General features: G+C 64.8%; 17 protein-coding genes. 4 read left to right on the top strand and 13 right to left on the bottom strand.

Annotated elements, in window-relative coordinates; translation table 11 throughout:
* Positions 1 to 7: 7 nt before the first annotated feature.
* Both IVB26_RS33315 and IVB26_RS33310 read right to left on the bottom strand, forming a co-directional pair.
* Entirely contained in the window at positions 8 to 1,510 is a 1,503-nt protein-coding gene (locus tag IVB26_RS33315; protein WP_247969213.1) for an EAL domain-containing protein, read from the bottom strand.
* A 143-nt stretch (positions 1,511 to 1,653) separates the two neighbouring features.
* On the bottom strand, positions 1,654 to 3,204 hold the full coding sequence (locus tag IVB26_RS33310; protein WP_247969212.1) for a winged helix-turn-helix domain-containing protein: 1,551 nt from the start codon (positions 3,202 to 3,204) through the stop codon (positions 1,654 to 1,656).
* A gap of 122 nt (positions 3,205 to 3,326) precedes the next feature.
* Between IVB26_RS33310 and IVB26_RS33305 the strand changes: the two genes are divergently transcribed.
* Positions 3,327 to 4,166: a class I SAM-dependent methyltransferase gene (locus IVB26_RS33305; protein WP_247969211.1), complete on the top strand. Its 840-nt coding sequence runs from the start codon at positions 3,327 to 3,329 to the stop codon at positions 4,164 to 4,166.
* A gap of 44 nt (positions 4,167 to 4,210) precedes the next feature.
* Here IVB26_RS33305 and IVB26_RS33300 read toward each other — a convergent pair whose 3' ends face one another.
* The 7 genes from IVB26_RS33300 to uvrC all read right to left on the bottom strand — a co-directional run bounded on the left by IVB26_RS33300 (position 4,211) and on the right by uvrC (position 10,476).
* Complete coding sequence (locus tag IVB26_RS33300; RefSeq protein WP_247969210.1) at positions 4,211 to 5,341, bottom strand: YihY/virulence factor BrkB family protein; 1,131 nt, start codon at positions 5,339 to 5,341, stop codon at positions 4,211 to 4,213.
* Positions 5,342 to 5,929, bottom strand: a complete 588-nt coding sequence (locus tag IVB26_RS33295) for a phage holin family protein (protein ID WP_247969209.1) — start codon at positions 5,927 to 5,929, stop codon at positions 5,342 to 5,344.
* Positions 5,930 to 6,020: 91 nt separating this feature from the next.
* Positions 6,021 to 6,980 carry a 50S ribosomal protein L3 N(5)-glutamine methyltransferase gene (prmB, locus tag IVB26_RS33290; RefSeq protein WP_247969208.1) on the bottom strand — a complete coding sequence of 320 codons (960 nt, stop codon included), beginning with the start codon at positions 6,978 to 6,980 and terminating at the stop codon, positions 6,021 to 6,023.
* Positions 6,980 to 7,459: a molybdenum cofactor biosynthesis protein MoaE gene (locus IVB26_RS33285; protein WP_247969207.1), complete on the bottom strand. Its 480-nt coding sequence runs from the start codon at positions 7,457 to 7,459 to the stop codon at positions 6,980 to 6,982. The genes prmB and IVB26_RS33285 overlap by 1 nt, the downstream gene beginning before the upstream one ends.
* 3 nt (positions 7,460 to 7,462) lie before the next feature.
* Positions 7,463 to 7,714 carry a molybdopterin converting factor subunit 1 gene (gene moaD / locus IVB26_RS33280; protein WP_247969206.1) on the bottom strand — a complete coding sequence of 84 codons (252 nt, stop codon included), beginning with the start codon at positions 7,712 to 7,714 and terminating at the stop codon, positions 7,463 to 7,465.
* Entirely contained in the window at positions 7,711 to 8,328 is a 618-nt protein-coding gene (gene pgsA / locus IVB26_RS33275) for a CDP-diacylglycerol--glycerol-3-phosphate 3-phosphatidyltransferase (RefSeq protein ID WP_025033832.1), read from the bottom strand. Before pgsA ends, moaD begins: the two co-directional genes overlap by 4 nt.
* 105 nt (positions 8,329 to 8,433) lie before the next feature.
* Positions 8,434 to 10,476 carry an excinuclease ABC subunit UvrC gene (uvrC, locus tag IVB26_RS33270; RefSeq protein WP_247969205.1) on the bottom strand — a complete coding sequence of 681 codons (2,043 nt, stop codon included), beginning with the start codon at positions 10,474 to 10,476 and terminating at the stop codon, positions 8,434 to 8,436.
* Between the two features lie 250 nt (positions 10,477 to 10,726).
* Here uvrC and IVB26_RS33265 point away from each other — a divergent pair, with 250 nt between their 5' ends.
* Complete coding sequence (locus tag IVB26_RS33265) at positions 10,727 to 11,350, top strand: outer membrane protein (RefSeq protein ID WP_247969204.1); 624 nt, start codon at positions 10,727 to 10,729, stop codon at positions 11,348 to 11,350.
* Between the two features lie 96 nt (positions 11,351 to 11,446).
* Here IVB26_RS33265 and IVB26_RS33260 read toward each other — a convergent pair whose 3' ends face one another.
* The 4 genes from IVB26_RS33260 to IVB26_RS33245 form a co-directional block, all read right to left on the bottom strand.
* Positions 11,447 to 11,662 carry a cold-shock protein gene (locus IVB26_RS33260; protein ID WP_008544396.1) on the bottom strand — a complete coding sequence of 72 codons (216 nt, stop codon included), beginning with the start codon at positions 11,660 to 11,662 and terminating at the stop codon, positions 11,447 to 11,449.
* Between the two features lie 252 nt (positions 11,663 to 11,914).
* Positions 11,915 to 12,775 (bottom strand): 23S rRNA (adenine(2030)-N(6))-methyltransferase RlmJ, encoded by an 861-nt coding sequence (locus tag IVB26_RS33255; protein WP_247973334.1) that lies wholly within the window; start codon positions 12,773 to 12,775, stop codon positions 11,915 to 11,917.
* Between the two features lie 194 nt (positions 12,776 to 12,969).
* Positions 12,970 to 13,674 carry a ribonuclease T2 gene (locus tag IVB26_RS33250; RefSeq protein ID WP_247969203.1) on the bottom strand — a complete coding sequence of 235 codons (705 nt, stop codon included), beginning with the start codon at positions 13,672 to 13,674 and terminating at the stop codon, positions 12,970 to 12,972.
* Positions 13,675 to 13,797: 123 nt separating this feature from the next.
* Complete coding sequence (locus tag IVB26_RS33245; protein ID WP_247969202.1) at positions 13,798 to 14,259, bottom strand: hypothetical protein; 462 nt, start codon at positions 14,257 to 14,259, stop codon at positions 13,798 to 13,800.
* A 184-nt stretch (positions 14,260 to 14,443) separates the two neighbouring features.
* On the opposite strand from IVB26_RS33245, the gene IVB26_RS33240 reads away from it, so the two are divergent.
* Together IVB26_RS33240 and IVB26_RS33235 are read left to right on the top strand one after the other, a co-directional pair.
* Positions 14,444 to 14,737, top strand: coding sequence for a hypothetical protein (locus tag IVB26_RS33240; RefSeq protein WP_247320070.1), 294 nt, complete (start codon positions 14,444 to 14,446; stop codon positions 14,735 to 14,737).
* A gap of 44 nt (positions 14,738 to 14,781) precedes the next feature.
* Complete coding sequence (locus tag IVB26_RS33235; RefSeq protein WP_247969201.1) at positions 14,782 to 15,312, top strand: DUF3617 domain-containing protein; 531 nt, start codon at positions 14,782 to 14,784, stop codon at positions 15,310 to 15,312.
* The last annotated feature ends 84 nt before the right edge of the window (positions 15,313 to 15,396 follow it).

The raw sequence follows: 15,396 nt of genomic DNA, 5'->3' as shown, positions 1-15,396 counted from the left end.
CGGCCGGTCAGATGCGGCGCGCGAGCGCCGCGTTGCCGGTGATGCGTTGTGCCGGAACTGCGGCTGAAGTCGGGCCAGATGTCGTGCCTTGGCTGGGGGGAGCGGAGCCATTGGATCCCTGAATGTCCTGCGCCTGGTTCGGCGCGGCCCCGCCGGTAGCAGATGCCCCCTCCGGCCGCAATGGCCGGGGCGGCGCGAACAGGAAGCCCTGGCCGAACCGCACGTCATAGTCGAGCAGGTCAACGACCGCGCGCTCGCCTTCGATCCTTTCGGCGATCAGATCGATGCCGAAGCGGCCGAGCAGGTCGGAGAGGTCGGAGGGGTGGATATCCGCGGCCGAGGCCTGCCTGGGGTCGAGCAGCAGCGTGGCCGGCACCTTGATGAAGCGCACCCCGCGGTCGGCCAGCTCGCGCGGTTCGATCCTGAGATCCGTGACATGGTCGATCGAGAAACGGAAGCCGCGCTGGGCGAGCGCTGCGAGATTCTCGGTCTCGGCCGGGCCGAGATTGCGGAATGTCGATTGCTTGAACTCCAGCACCAGCGAGGGCGCCAGCGCCCGGTTGGCTTCGAGGAAGTCGAGGCATTGTGCGAAGGTGGTGGAATTGCCGAGCGTGGACGCCGCGACGTTGCAGAACACGCCGACGTCCTTGTTGCGCACCATCAGGCGCCGCAGCACCTGCACACAGCGCAGCATCACCATGTTGTCGATGCGCCCGATCAGCCCGGAAGCCTCCGCGATGGTGATGAACTCCTCGGCTGCGATCAGCTGGTCGCGCTCATCGCGCAGGCGCGTCACCGCTTCGTAGAACCGCACCTTGCGCTGCGGCAGCGTCACCATCGGCTGGAGGAAGATGTCGATGCGGTTCTCGTCGATGGCGTTGCGCATCGTCGCCAGCAGTTGAGTCTGGTTGCGCGCGGAGGTCTGAATCGGGTTGGTGGTCTGGCTCTGGGCCGTTGGCGCCGGGGCCGGCCGCGGCTGCGCCAGCGGAGGTGCTGCGGGAAGCGGGGGAGGGGCAGTCGGCCGCTCTTCGAACGGCGCAATCAGATCGATCGGCGCCTCCGGCTCGGACCAGGCCGCCGGGGCGGGAGCCGGCGTCGGCGCGCCGCCGGCCAGCAAGTCCTCATGGGCCGACACGGTGGTCGCGAGCTGTCTGACCAACCCGCCGAGCTCGTTGATCTCACCGACCACCGACTGGATGCGGTCGGAGTTGGTCGAGTTGGACGAGGCGATGCGTCCCTCAATCGCAGCTAACCGGCGACCGAACTCGGCCACCTGGCGGGCGAGATCGGCAGTGCCGCGCGACAGATCGGCGATCTGGCCGCCGACGTCGCTGCGGTCGCGCAGCCGCATCGACACCGCGTTGTAGAGGATCAGGAAGGTCAGCGCGGTCAGCGCCACGATCGCGGATTCGGTTCCGCTGATGCCGGCGACGGCGTAGAGCACAAGGCCGAGCGAGGCCGCGACCAGAACCATGCAGAAGGCGATGAAAATCGTCGAAATGCGAATCATGCCGCGCGTTACGCCTCAAGAGCTGACTGCCTCACCCGGGAAAACACGGGCCGCTGTGCGATCCCGTCACGCCTCATGCTCCCCCAAGCCGAATGACCTTAACATCATTGTTGATTCGAGGGGATAGCGGGCCTGGTCGGCCGTCAAGTCAGCCCAGCGCGACGAAAGCCTTCGAGGTAGCGGTCGCGGTCGGCCGCAAGTCTAATCGGCATGAACTTGGCGATCCAGGCCAGACTGACGTTCGGCTGGGCGCGGCGAAGTTCCTGCAGTGCGGTGCGGGCAATCTCGGTTTGTCCGCCCATGCCGGCGGCAGCCGTCAGCACCCGGTGTCCGCCGACGAAGTCGCTGCGCTGGCGCAGCGACTCCTGCGCCAGCCGGATCGCTTCGGCGTAGTCGGCACCGAGGAAGCGGGCGTAGGCGGCGATGCCGTAATAGACCGGCGCATAGGGATCGCGCGGGCTGAGGCGGATCGCCCGCCGGGCGGCCTCATCGGCGTCACGCCAGCGGCCGCAATAGCCCAGTGCCAAGCCATAATAGCCTTGTGCCAGCGCGAAATTCGGATTGAGCCGCAGCGCAGTTTCAAATCCGGCCAGCGAGTCATCGAACCGGCGCGCGAACAGGTCGACGTGGCCGAGCGCATTGTGAGCCCAGGCGTCGCCGTCGTCGGCGCGGATCGCGGCATGCGCGGCGCGCTCGGCCAATGGGATAGCGGTCGCCATCTCCATCCAGCCCATATGCGCTGTGAACATGTAGCTGGTGCCGAGTAGCCCTAGCGCCTTGCCGTAGGTCGGATCGAGCGCGATGGCCTTTTCGAGCAGGGCCTGCGCCACGACATGATCCTGCCGTGTCACGCGCCAGTAATGAGACAGCGCACGCATTACGAGGTCCCAGGCGTCCATGCTATCAGGCGGCTTGCGCTGGGCGCGAAAGCTCTCGGCAGCATAGAGCTGCGGCTCGATTGCGGCAACGATCGCCTCGGTAATCTCGTCTTGGACGGCGAAGACATCGGCGAGCTCGCGGTCGTAACGTTCAGCCCAGAGATGACTGCCCGTGGCGACGTCGTTGAGCTGCGCCGTAATACGGACGCGCTCGCCATCCTTGCGGACGCTGCCCTCGACGACGTAGCGTACGCCGAGTTCTTCCGCGATCTGCCGCAAATGAACCGGACGGCCCTTATAGATGAAGGAGGAGTTGCGTGCGATCACGAAGAACCATCGCAGCTTCGACAGCGCGGTGATGATGTCTTCGCTAATGCCGTCGGAGAAATAGTCCTGCTCGGCCTCTCCGCTCATGTTGGTGAAGGGCAGCACTGCGATCGCGGGACGATCGGGCAGCGCTAATTCAGCCGATGGTTTGCTCGCCTTTGGGGGAGCCGCCGTGCCGGCCGGCTCTGTCACCACGCCGACGAACCGTACGCCCTTGCGCGCGATGGTCCGGATCAGCCGCTGTTCGTCGCCGTTGTCCTTGACAGCGCGGCGCGCTGCGTTGATCCGGCTGGTCAGCGTCGATTCCGAGACGACACGGCCGTTCCAGACCGCATCGAGCAGGTTGTCCCGCGTCACCACGCGTTCGCGGTTGCGGACGAGGTAGGTCAGGAGATCGAACACCTGGGGCTCGAGCGCGACGAGGGTGTCCGCCTGGCGCAATTCGCGGCGCTCGGGATCAAGCAAGAAATCCTCAAACTGAAAAGTCACGCTTCGCCTCGGCTCTCCCGTCGGAAATCAAGGTGCTCTCAGCGTAAAATAACGCTGGTCTCAAGGCCAGCGGGCCGCATGCGCTTTATCGTCCCGGCGTTTTCAACCGCAGGAGATTGCCCATGTCGACCGCCGCCGCGCTCAAGCCAGCCGTAGCCCAGCCCGACCTCACCGCCCTCAAACAGCGTCAGCACGGCGCCTGGTCGTCGGGCGACTACGCGGTGGTCGGAACCACCTTACAGATTGTCGGCGAGCAGCTCTGTGAGGCAGTTGACATACGCGCCGGCAGCAAGGTGCTGGACGTCGCGGCCGGCAACGGCAACGCGACGCTGGCCGCGGCACGGCGCTGGTGTGACGTCACATCTACCGACTACGTGCCGGCATTGCTCGAGCGTGGGCGCGAGCGCGCAGCGGCCGAACATCTTCCGGTCGAGTTCCGCGAGGCGGATGCCGAAGCGCTGCCGTTCGCCGACGCCAGCTACGATGTCGTGCTCTCGACTTTCGGCGTGATGTTCACGCCGGATCAGGACAAGGCGGCGTCCGAGCTCGCGCGGGTCTGCCGGTCCGGCGGCAAGATTGGCCTCGCCAACTGGACGCCGCAGGGTTTCATCGGTCAGCTGTTCAAGACCATCGGCAAGCATCTGCCGCCGCCGGCCGGGGCGAAGTCACCGGCTTTGTGGGGCACCGCGGCACGGCTCGAGGAGATGTTCGCAGACCAGGCAGCCGAGATTGTCGCCGAGCCGCGCATGTTCGTGTTTCGCTACCGTTCGCCGGGTCACTGGCTTGAAATCTTCAGGACCTTCTACGGTCCGACCCTGAAGGCGTTTGCCGCGCTCGACGAGGGCGGCCAGGCGGCGTTGAAGCGCGATCTGCTGGCGCTGCTGGGAGAGTTCAACCATGCCAACGACGGCACGATCGTCGTGCACAGCGAATATCTGCAAGCCGTGATTACCAAACGCTGAGATGCCACCCGTTCAGGCCGGATGAACTCCGGCCTGATCGTCCATCAGGCCGGCGCGGCCGCGCCCACCGTGTCGGCCGAGACGGCTTGGCGGGTGCCGAGCGGCTTCGGTTGTCCGGTGGTGGTATCACGCAGGGTCTGCCGCTCGATCTCCGAATTCAGCTCGGCGCCGAACATGATGACGATCGCCGACACCCACATCCACATCATCAGGCCGATCGCCGCGCCAAGCGAGCCGTAGGTCGCGTTGTAGTTGGCAAATTCCGAGAGATACCAGGACAGGAGCGCCGAGCCGGCGATCCAGAGGATGGCGGCGGCCACCGCGCCGAGGCTCAGCCATTGCCAGCGCGGCGCGTCGCGACTGGGGGCGAAGCGGTACAGGATCGCCAGCGCCACGAGCAGGATGAGGAACAGCAGCGGCCATCGCGCCAGCGCCACGATCAGCTTGCTTTCGGGCGCCATGCCGACATGATTGAGCGCGAGCGGGAAGGCGACGACGGCGCCCACCATCAGCAGCAACGCCACGATGCCGCCGATCGTGAAGGCCAGCGACACCATGTTGAGCTTGATGAAGCTGCGCTTCTCGCGCTCCTCATAGGCAACGTTGAGGGCATCGAAGATCGCCTTGACGCCTGCATTGGCGCTCCAGATCGCAAGCAGAAGGCCGAGCAGGAAGGTGGCCCCGAGCGTCGTGTTGCCATGCGACACCACGCGCGCGACCTGGTCCTCGACGATCTGGAACGAGCCCTCGGGCAGCATGGTCGCAAGCGTCTGCAGATTGGCGCTGATCGTCGCGGGATCCGCGAACAGTCCGTAGGAGGAGACCACCGCCGTGACGGCGGGGAAAACCGCGAGCAGCCCAAAGAACACGACGCCGCCTGCGGTCGCCAGCAGCCGATCCTCGTCGATGCGCTGATAGGTGCGCCAGAAAATATCCTTCCAGCCCGCCCAGGGGATCGTGAACGGGCTCTTCGCATGACGGCCGCGGCCGGGCTCCACGGCTGCGCCCGCCGGGTGCGTTTCCGGTGAATTCGCCTCGCCTTTGCGGTGGTCTGGGGGAGGTCCCGACGGGACCAAGCCGGAGTCCTGAAAGTAGCGCTCCGCAGTCAGAACGAAGACGGCCGTTGCCGCCACCAGCAGCCAGGAGTCGATCTGTTCTGAGCGCCGCACCAGCATTCAAGCGTCCAATCTTTGAGCGTGACGCCTGCGGCGCGCCGCCGTGAAGCCCGCCAGTCCAATCGCGGCGAGCATCAGGCCAAGCTGCACGGGCCGGTTGGTGCGAACGGGCCGGGCCCTTCTGCCATGGCCGTGCTCACCCGGCGCGAGCGGCACGAGCGGGATCGTCGTCGCGACCTCCTTCACCGCCTGCTTGACCGTTCCGCGCGGGATCCGCGGGGTGGCGATCGCAACGCGCATGCGGCTCGCAAGCGGTACGATCGCCTTGGTCGGCCGCTTCATCATGGCCATGGCGATGCCCGCGCAGACCGCGGCCAGCACCAGCAGCACGGCGGCGACGGCGCCAAAGCCCCAGAATTGTCCGTAGCTGATTGCAACCCAGCGGTAGAGGGCAACCAGGCCGACGAAGAAGGTCGCGATCACGAACAGCCCGGCCACTGCGAACAGACCAGCCGCGACCGCGTAGGACGTCGCGCGTCCGGTGGCCTGGCTGGTGCGGTCCCGCAAATACGATTGCGCGGCGCGCTTGAGATGGTTGAGCTTCAGCGCCATGCCGGCGCGCAGCAATTCGCCCGATGGCGCGAGCATGGGGACATCCTCCGAGAGCAAGAACAATCGTCGGGGGATGAACGTGGCGATATTTGAGTTGTTCCGACGGAGCTCGATCCGTCGTGAGGAATCAGCCGAGGTCGACGGCCGCGATCCAGAACACCTCGCCCTCGGAATCCTCGGTGTCGAGCCAGAGCAGCGGCAGTTCCGGAAAGGCCTCGTCGACCAGTTCGCGGCCGCGGCCGATCTCGCAGATCAGCCCGCCATCCGGCGTGAGGTGATCGGGCGCCTCGCGCAGGATCCGGCGCACCACGTCGAGACCGTCGCGTCCACCATCGAAAGCGAGCTTCGGCTCGGCCCGGCATTCCGGCGGCAGCGCCGCCATGCCCTCGGCATCGACGTAAGGCGGGTTGGTGATGATCAGGTCGTATCTGTTGTCGCCGAGCGGGGCGAACAGGTCACCGCGATACAGGCTGATCCGGTCCTCGAGCCCGTATTCCCCGACATTTCGCGTGGCGACCTCGAACGCGCCCTTGGAGATGTCGACGGCATCGACGGCGGCGTTCGGAAAATGATGCGCGGCGAGAATGGCAAGGCATCCCGACCCCGTGCAGAGATCAAGCACACGCTCGACGCCCGTGGGATCGTCGATCAGCGCGCCGGCGCCTTCTTCGCCACCGAAATGCGACTCCAGCAGCTCGCCGATGAAGGAGCGCGGAACGATGACACGCTCGTCGACATAGAAGGGCAGGCCGCGCATGTAGATCTTGTTGACGAGATAGGCGGCCGGTTTGCGCGTGGTGACGCGCCGATGGATGAGATCGAGGACGGTCTTGCCCTCCGCGGCCGTGACGCGCGCGTTGGCGAACATCTCGAACTGTTCGGGATTGAGATGCAGCGCCTCGCTGACCAGGAAGGCTGCTTCGGCAACCGGATCGGTCGTGCCATGGGCAAAGGCGAGCTCGGCTTCGACGAAGCGGCTCACCCCATAGCGGACAAAATCGGCCAGCGTGAGAAGCTCGCCCGGACCGACCTTGGCAGGTTTTGGCGCGGCGCGGCCGCGCACGGTCTTTTTGGATGCTTTTGCCATCAGGATCGGGTCCAACGTGCGGCGGCTTCGTCGTCGCGGGCCTGGGCCTCGACCCAGCCGGTGCCGGCTTCACTTTCTTCCTTCTTCCAGAACGGCGCGCTGGTCTTGAGGTAATCCATCAGGAACTCGGCCGCGAGGAAGGCGGCCTGGCGATGCTGCGATGCGGTCAGCACCAGCACGATGTTCTCGCCCGGCATGAAGCGGCCAACGCGGTGGATGACCGTGACACCGTTCAACGGCCAGCGCGAGATCGCCTCGTCGACATGACGCCTGATCTCTTCCTCGGCCATATCAGGGTAATGTTCCAGCGTCAGCGCGGCGATGTTCGCGCTGTCCTCGTCGGCTCGGCAGATGCCGGAGAAGCTCACGACGGCCCCGATGTCGGTGCGGCTCTGGGTCAGGAGCGCGATTTCGCGGGCGATATCGAAATCGTCCTCCTGGATACGGATGGTGACGGGGCAGGGGACAGGGGAGGCCATGGTCTAGCCGCCGGTCATCGGCGGGAAGAACGCGATTTCGCGAGCGCCGGCGATCGCGGCATCCGATTTGACATGGGCGCGGTCGATCGCGGCGCGGATCACCTTCGGCTTCTCGAACGCGTAGGCATAGGCCTCGCTCTGGCCGGACAGCCAGGCGATCAGCTCCTCGACCGTGCGGACGGTCGCAGGCGGCTCGATGGTCTCTTCGGCCTTGCCGACGCGCTCGCGCACCCAGGCGAAATACTTCACCTTCATCCCTCGTCCTCCTTGATGAGGTGATGGATGCCGGCGCGGAAATAGTCGTAGCCGGTATAAATGGTCACGATCGCCGAGGCCCACAGCAGCGCCAGTCCGATCATCGAGACGACGGGCACCACCTCGTCGCCGGCAGGTCCCGCGAGCAGAAAGCCGATCGCAACGAGCTGGACCGTAGTCTTCCACTTGGCAAGCTTTGTCACGGGCACGCTGACGCGGAGCGCGGCAAGGTATTCGCGCAGGCCCGAGACCAGGATCTCGCGGCACAGGATCACGATGGCGGCCCATAGCGACCAGCCATGAATGATGCCGTCGGCGGCCAGCATCAGCAGGCACGAGGCGACCAGCAGCTTGTCGGCGATCGGATCGAGCATCCGGCCGAACGCCGATTGCTGATTCCAGATCCGTGCATAATAGCCGTCGAGGTAGTCGGTGACCGCGGCGCCGATGAAGATGGCCACCGCCACCCAGCGCAGCCACAGCGGCTGATCCAGAATCGACTGCGCATAGATACACCCCACCACGACCGGGATCGCGGCGATCCGGCCATAGGTCAGGATGTTCGGGAGGGACATCGCGCGGCTGGTCGTCCCTCGTGTCGTGGCGATGTTCATCCGTCCTACCAATACCGCTGCGGCCTGAAGGTCAACCGTTCCGCTCCACAGATGGGGTGCGGGATGCGACGATCATATGACCCTAGCTCCCTTTGGGCCTTTAGTTCATCCCGGCTGGGGATGGAAATACTCGAAAATCCTGCGGGCGCTCTCGGCGCTCACCCCCGGAACCTTGCCGAGATCGGCGATCGAGGCGCGTTCGATCTCCTTCAGGGTCCCGAAATGATGTAGCAAGGCACGTTTGCGTGACGGGCCAATGCCCGGAATCTCCTGCAAACCGGCCTCGCGGATGTCCTTCTTGCGCAGCTTGCGGTGCGAGCCGATGACGAAGCGGTGGGCCTCGTCGCGCAAACGCTGGATGAAATAGAGCACGGGATCGCGCGGCTCCAGCTTGATGGCCTCGCGTTCCGGCATGAACAGGGTCTCGCGGCCGGCATCCCGGTCCGGCCCCTTGGCGACCGACATCAGCGACACCTGGGTCAGGCCGAGATTTGCGAAGATCTCGCGGACGGCGTTGAGCTGGCCGCGGCCGCCGTCGATGATGACGAGATCGGGCCATTGCGGGAAATCGTCGTCCTTCGCCTTGACCGTGCTCTCCTCGGGCGGATTGATCAGGCGTTTGAAGCGCCGCTCGAGCACCTCGCGCATCATGGCGAAGTCGTCGCCGGGCGTGATCCCTTCCGACTTGATGTTGAACTTGCGGTACTGGTTCTTCACGAAACCATCAGGTCCGGCGACGATCATGGCGCCGACCGCATTGGTGCCCTGGATGTGGCTGTTGTCGTAGACTTCGATGCGCTTGGGCGAATGCGGCAGGCTCAGCGTTGTGGCTATGGCGTCGAGCAGGCGGCTTTGCGTGGCGGTATCGGCGAGCTTGCGGCCGAGCGCCTCGCGCGCATTGGTCAGCGCGTGGGCAACCAGCTCCTTCTTCTCGCCGCGCTTGGGCGCGGTGACCTCGACCTTGTGGCCGGCCTTGATCGAGAGCGCATTGGCGAGCAGCTCGCTCTCCTCGATCTCGTGCGAGAGCAGGATGTTCCTCGGCGGCGGCTTGTCGTCGTAGAACTGGGCGAGGAAGGAACCGAGCACCTCTTCCGGGGTGAACGTCTTTTCCGCGCGCGGAAAATAGGCGCGGTTGCCCCAGTTCTGGCCGGTGCGAAAGAAGAACACCTCGACGCAGGAGAACCCGCCCTCCTGGTGGATGGCGAACACGTCGGCTTCCTCGACCGTGCGCGGGTTGATGCCCTGCTGCGACTGGATCGCCGACAGCGCGGCGAGGCGGTCGCGGTAGAGCGCAGCGCGCTCGAACTCGAGCTCACCCGCCGCCTTCTCCATCTCGCCGGCAAGCTCCTGCTTCACCGCATGGCTTTTGCCTGACAGGAAGTCGCTCGCCTCGCGCACCAGCGTCGTATAGCCGGGGAAGTCGATCTCGCGGGTGCAGGGGCCGGCGCAGCGGCGGATCTGGTAGAGCAGGCAAGGCCGGGTGCGGCTCTCGAAGAAGGAATCGGTGCAGGAGCGGATCAGGAACGCGCGCTGCAAGGCCGTGATGGTGCGGTTGACCGCACCCGCGGAGGCGAACGGACCGAAATAGCGTCCGGGCCGGCTCTGCGCGCCGCGATGTTTCAGGATCTGCGGCGCCCAATGGTCGCCGGTGATCAGGATATAGGGAAACGATTTGTCGTCGCGCAGCTGCACGTTGAAGCGCGGCCGAAGCTGCTTGATGAGGTTGGCTTCCAGCAGCAGTGCTTCGGTCTCGGTATTGGTCGAGACGATTTCGACGGTCACCGTGGCGGCGATCATGCGCAGGATGCGCGCCGGCTGCGGCGCATTCTGGCGCGCATAGTTGGACAGGCGCTTTTTGACGTTCTTGGCTTTGCCGACATAGAGCACGTCGGCATTCGCATTGAGCATGCGATAGACGCCGGGCGAGGTGGGGGCGAGGCGGACCGCGCGTTCGATCGCCTCGTGACCGCTCGCCAGCGGCCCTTCGCCGACCGCGCCGCTCTCTTCAAGGATATCAGGCAGCCGCGCGTCGTCCTCCTCATCGCCGCCGCTGGTGGCGGGATCGAGGTCGGGCGGCGTGTCGCTCGCGGCAGCCGGCGGCAATTTGCGCGCGCGGTCGTCCGGATTGTCGGGGGAATCGTGAACCATGGAGCGAATTTAGGCGCTGGAGGTGCCGATTTGAAGTTCCGGACGTGCGGCGCGCACAGGCAGCGACGAGAGTTCCCGGTAACACTCGCTTAAGCCTGTTAACAGCGCGGTAACCCGGCTTAACAGGCCTTTAACTTAAAACTCTCGATAAATCTTACGCGAAAAAGTGGTGGTTCCGTAACCATGCGGTTTGCCTCGCGCGGCGGCGTCAGGCTTCGCACCGGTTGCAACAGTTGCGTTGGAGTTTGTGATGAAGGGGCTCGTTGTGGGCGCAGCCGCGTTGGTTGCAGCCGCCTGGACAGCTTCGGCAGAGGCCGCCGATCTCAGTTACGGGCAGCGTGCGCCCTATACGGTCAACCAGCCGCTGAATGCGTATAGCTGGGCAGGTCCCTATCTCGGCGGCAATATCGGCTACGAATGGGGCTCGGTCGACAACAATCCCTCAAAGCCGTCCGGCTTCGTCGGCGGCGTGCAGGCCGGCTACAACTTCCAGAACGGCCCGTTTGTGTTCGGCGTCGAGGGCGACATCCAGGCCGCCGGCGCCGACGACACCTTCGCGCCGTGGAAATTCTCCAATCCGTGGTTCGGTACCCTGCGCGGCCGCGCCGGCTACGCCTTCAACAACGTGCTGTTCTACGGCACCGCCGGCCTCGCCTTCGGCGAGCTGCGCGCGCAGACCTTCGGCTGGACGGAATCGCACACCACCGCCGGCTGGACCATCGGTGCCGGCGCGGAAGTCGGCCTGGCGCCGAACTGGAGCGCCAAGCTCGAATATCTCTACATCGACCTGTCGACCAGTCAGTTCGCAATTACGGGCGTGTCAAACGGCTATAGCGCCAGCGTTGTGCGCGCTGGCGTGAACTATCGCTTCTGATAGCTGAAGAAGAAAGTACCGGACAACAACTCCTGGCCGCTCGCGGCCGGGATTTTTTGCGCGAAATGTTGCGCCGAATGTTGCTCGTCAGGCCCGCTAGGAGAGGATGACCAGATTGACCGCCTTCGGCCCCTTCCCCTTCTTGTCCGGTTCGACTTCGAAAGTAATACGCTGTCCTTCCGCAAGGTCCTTCAGTCCGGCCCGCTCCACAGCAGTAATGTGCACGAAGACGTCGCGGCCGCCGTCGTCAGGCTTGATAAAACCGTAGCCGCGTTCGCCGTTGAAAAACTTAACCGTTCCCGTCATGGCCATCGGGAAACTCCCCCTCATTGCTCCTCCGCCGCGACGCAGACTCACGTCACGACATGACCGGGCTTACGGAGCCCGGGAGAGCTGGCCATCCTTGGGCGGACCTCAACGGTCCGGCCGGATCTTTCTTAGGCCTTCACTCCGCCGCAACCATTCGCGGAAGCGGAACGTAAAGCCAGTCACAGAAACAGCATAATACGGTTCTCAGCAGATTGACTACCGCTCCTGCATATTTTTCCCAAGAATGCCGGAGTGTTACGGCCTCGGTACCTCCAATCGGAATCTGGCAGCGCCGCCCTGGCCGAGCGGCATTTCCAGCTCGGGCAGGATCGTCTTGAGCTCGCCCTGCAGCGTGTAGGGCGGATTGACGATCAGGAGCCCGGTCGAGGCGAGAGCCCCGCCATCGAGCTGGGGCGCGACGCTGAACTCGAGGCGCAGACACTTTCCCGGTGGTTTTGCTGCAGCTGCGAGCCGCGCCACCGTTTCGGCCAGCATGTCGGTGGCACGCCGGTTCTTGGCCGGATACCAAATGACATAGATGCCGGTCGGCCATTTCGCGAAGGCCGTCGAGAAGGCTTCACCCAGCCGCTCGAACTCGTCCTTTGCTTCGAAGGGTGGATCAATCAGCACGACGCCGCGCCGCTCCTTTGGCGGCACGAAGGCCGGCAACGCCACCCAGCCGTCGAGGTCGACCACGCGGGCCTGTTCGTCGCGGCGCAGCACGCCGATCAGCGCTTTTCGCGCCTTCGGCTCGAGCTCGCAGGCGACGAGGCGGTCCTGAGGCCTCAGCAGGCCGCGCGCGATCAACGGGGAGCCCGGATAGGCCTTGAGCTCACCCTTCGGATTGAAAGCGCGGACGATGTCGAGATAGGGCTTGGCCAGCGCCGCGCTCTCATTCGACAGGCGGGCCTGCATCAGCCGCGCGATGCCGGTCAGCCATTCGCCGCTCCGGCGCGCCTCGTCGCTCTCGAGGTCATAGAGGCCGGCCCCGGCATGGGTGTCGATGACGCGGAACGCCCCCGGCTTGTCCTGCAGATAGGTGATGATGCGCGCCAGCACGATGTGCTTGATGACATCGGTGAAGCTGCCGGCGTGAAAGGCGTGACGGTAATTCATGGCGAAGATCTGCGGCTCACGGGAGAAAATGCGCAGCATCTTCTACTCGTCATGCGCGGGCTTGTCCCGGGCATCCACGTCCTTCGTGATGCGTTGTGAAACGTGGATGGCCGGGGACATAGGCGAGCGGAAGCGACGCCGTCCTTTGGACGGCTATACCCGGCCATGATGATGCGGCGGCCAGTTTCGCGAAACTACCCGCCCCTGATCGGCGGCATGGTGACCTGATCGCGGCGGCAGGCGCGGCGTTCGATCTCGTCGCAGGCGCGGAATTGCAAGTCCTTGCTGAGGCAGATGCGGACCTCGGAGAGCCGGGTGCGGTTGCAGGTGACCGAGACGGCGGTATTGCTCAGCCCTGGATTCGCCTTGATGAAGGCCTCCTCCACCTCCGCCGGCGCCACGGTCCTGGCCTGCGACAGATCGAGATATTCAGCCGGAATCTTGATCGCTGCGCGCGCTTTGCGGATCGTCTCGAAATAGCTGCGGCCTTCGAGGCCGGAGCAGGTGCCGTGCTTATCCCATTCGTTGAAGATCAGGCCCGGCGCCGGCATCAAATCGAGCATCGAGGAGACGATGTTGCGGTTCAGTCGCGGCGCGGGACGCTGGCAATATTCCGGAAAGCCATTCTCATATTGCGGCCACAGCCCATGCACCACGAAGGCGTAGGGCCGTCCGCCGCACTGGATCTGGGAGCGGCCGCCGCGCTCCGCGGCCTCCTCGCAGAACGAGGGCGACCACGACAGCGACAACACATAGAAGTCGAACTCGCCAGGCGCGTTCTGCCGCTTGTCCTGGGCCTTTGCGTCACTGGCGAACGAGGCCAGGCCCGCGGCAAGGATCAGGGAAAGGGCCAGCGAGATCACCAGGCGGGAGAACGAATGCAATCTGGAATGAAACATGGCAACGCCCCTCAACTAGACTGTGCACGGAAGCCTAGCAGGCGATAAGAACATTTCAAGAACAAAATTCAGGCGGCGGCAGCCGGCCGCCCTCCTGATAGGCCCGAATCAGGGCTCTTCGCACTAAGGCTTGGCGGCGCGGCAGGCCGGATTATAGGCCCAGTTGCGGTCGAGCCCGACCACGCACCATTCGACGCCGTTGCCGTAGCCGGCGAAGCCACCATCCTCGATGATCGAGAAATGCACCTTGCGCACCTTGCCGTCATTGAGCATGGCCTCGCCGGTACAATAGCGGCGCGGGATGTTGTCGGACTGCCAGGGCCGGAACGCGGTCTCGCGAACGGCGGAGAAGCCGGTGATTTTCAGCGAGGAATTCCAGAACGAGCTTTCCTTTTCCCAGAACTGGGTGGCGATCGTCGGCAGCGCCCTGTCGCACTCCGCGACGGCGCCGTCATAGCGCGGTCCGCTCAGCCAGAAATTCAACTCGAGCGGATTGGCAGCCCTGGCCTCACCGAGCGAGAGCGCCCCGAACATGAGGCCGAGCAGGGCGGCAAAGCGGAGCGATTTCAGGGAGGGGGCGCGCATGGGTAATCCGGACAGCTAAAGTCTTGCGAAGGCCGAACGGTGCCGCGAAGGGCGGGGGAGGTCAAGTGCAGCGCGGCAACACTCCGCCAGGAGTTGACCATAACCTCACCGCCGACGGGGCTTCAGTTCTTTTCACGGCGATCCCGGCACCGTAAACTGGCACCAACCAATTGGAGTGACGGGAATGCGAATCATAGCGGCCGCGGGCCTTCTTGCCCTGGGTATGATGGCGAGCCAGTCGGCGCGCGCCGACATTCTTCCGGTGCCGCCTTTCAAGGGCAACGACACCGGCGGCATCATCGCCTATTCCATGGCCACCCAGGTCGATGCGCGACAGGCCGCGGTCGATCACTGCGCGCGCTACGGCAAGGTGGTCAAATTCCTGGCGGTGCAGGCCTATGAGGGCGGCTACATCTCGTTCTCCTGCCGCTGGGTGCCTTATGGCGCCGCCGACCAGCCGATCCGCACGCTGTACTGAAGCGTTGTCGTAACGCCGCAATCTCTCAGCCGGGAGCCTCCGCCATGACGCGCAAACTCGCTTTGCTCGGTTCGGCCGCTTGTCTCGTCGTGTCGGCAGCCAGCGCCAGCGCCGACGATTTGCCGGTGCGCAAGGCCGGCCTTTGGGAAATGAAGCTGGTCACATCAGGCTCGCCGGTGCCCGAGATGACCATGCAGCACTGCACCGACGAGACCGTCGACAAGGAGATGAGCAACAACGTCTCCCCGATGGCCAAGCAGATTTGCGCCAAGCAGGAGATCAAGAAGACCGCGACCGGCTATGTCAGCGATTCCGAGTGCAACGTCGCCGGCGTCAACACGACGTCGCACGCCGAGATATCTGGCGATTTCAACTCGGCCTACACGGTGAAGTCCTCCTCGCACGCGCAAGGCGGCGTCGCAGGCGCGGCCGGCCGCGATAGCACCATGACGCTGCAAGCCAAATGGCTCGGGGCCTGCAAGCCGGACCAGAAGCCCGGCGATATCGTGATGCCCGGCGGCTTCAAGATGAACGTGCGCGACATGGACAAGCTGAAGGCGCTCCTCCCGAAATAGGCGAGATCGTAGTCCGCAGCCCGGATGGAGCGTAGCGCATTCCGGGGCTTTGCATCCGTTGCGAAGAAAGAAGCCCGGATTGCG

The organism is Bradyrhizobium sp. 195, assembly GCF_023101665.1.
In the GTDB taxonomy this organism is placed as follows: Bacteria; Pseudomonadota; Alphaproteobacteria; order Rhizobiales; family Xanthobacteraceae; genus Bradyrhizobium.
Note: the sequence above shows the minus strand (reverse complement) of the source record. Positions and strands in the feature narration are given on the sequence as shown.

Bases quoted from the DNA above. Each gene is read 5' to 3' on its own strand.
- IVB26_RS33315 (WP_247969213.1), bottom strand. From the start codon at position 1,510: ATGATTCGCATTTCGACGATTTTCATCGCCTTCTGCATGGTTCTGGTC.
- IVB26_RS33305 (WP_247969211.1), top strand. From the start codon at position 3,327: ATGTCGACCGCCGCCGCGCTCAAGCCAGCCGTAGCCCAGCCCGACCTC.
- IVB26_RS33300 (WP_247969210.1), bottom strand. From the start codon at position 5,341: ATGCTGGTGCGGCGCTCAGAACAGATCGACTCCTGGCTGCTGGTGGCG.
- IVB26_RS33295 (WP_247969209.1), bottom strand. From the start codon at position 5,929: ATGCTCGCGCCATCGGGCGAATTGCTGCGCGCCGGCATGGCGCTGAAG.
- prmB (WP_247969208.1), bottom strand. From the start codon at position 6,980: ATGGCAAAAGCATCCAAAAAGACCGTGCGCGGCCGCGCCGCGCCAAAA.
- IVB26_RS33285 (WP_247969207.1), bottom strand. From the start codon at position 7,459: ATGGCCTCCCCTGTCCCCTGCCCCGTCACCATCCGTATCCAGGAGGAC.
- moaD (WP_247969206.1), bottom strand. From the start codon at position 7,714: ATGAAGGTGAAGTATTTCGCCTGGGTGCGCGAGCGCGTCGGCAAGGCC.
- pgsA (WP_025033832.1), bottom strand. From the start codon at position 8,328: ATGAACATCGCCACGACACGAGGGACGACCAGCCGCGCGATGTCCCTC.
- uvrC (WP_247969205.1), bottom strand. From the start codon at position 10,476: ATGGTTCACGATTCCCCCGACAATCCGGACGACCGCGCGCGCAAATTG.
- IVB26_RS33265 (WP_247969204.1), top strand. From the start codon at position 10,727: ATGAAGGGGCTCGTTGTGGGCGCAGCCGCGTTGGTTGCAGCCGCCTGG.
- IVB26_RS33260 (WP_008544396.1), bottom strand. From the start codon at position 11,662: ATGGCCATGACGGGAACGGTTAAGTTTTTCAACGGCGAACGCGGCTAC.
- IVB26_RS33255 (WP_247973334.1), bottom strand. From the start codon at position 12,775: ATGAATTACCGTCACGCCTTTCACGCCGGCAGCTTCACCGATGTCATC.
- IVB26_RS33250 (WP_247969203.1), bottom strand. From the start codon at position 13,674: ATGTTTCATTCCAGATTGCATTCGTTCTCCCGCCTGGTGATCTCGCTG.
- IVB26_RS33245 (WP_247969202.1), bottom strand. From the start codon at position 14,259: ATGCGCGCCCCCTCCCTGAAATCGCTCCGCTTTGCCGCCCTGCTCGGC.
- IVB26_RS33240 (WP_247320070.1), top strand. From the start codon at position 14,444: ATGCGAATCATAGCGGCCGCGGGCCTTCTTGCCCTGGGTATGATGGCG.
- IVB26_RS33235 (WP_247969201.1), top strand. From the start codon at position 14,782: ATGACGCGCAAACTCGCTTTGCTCGGTTCGGCCGCTTGTCTCGTCGTG.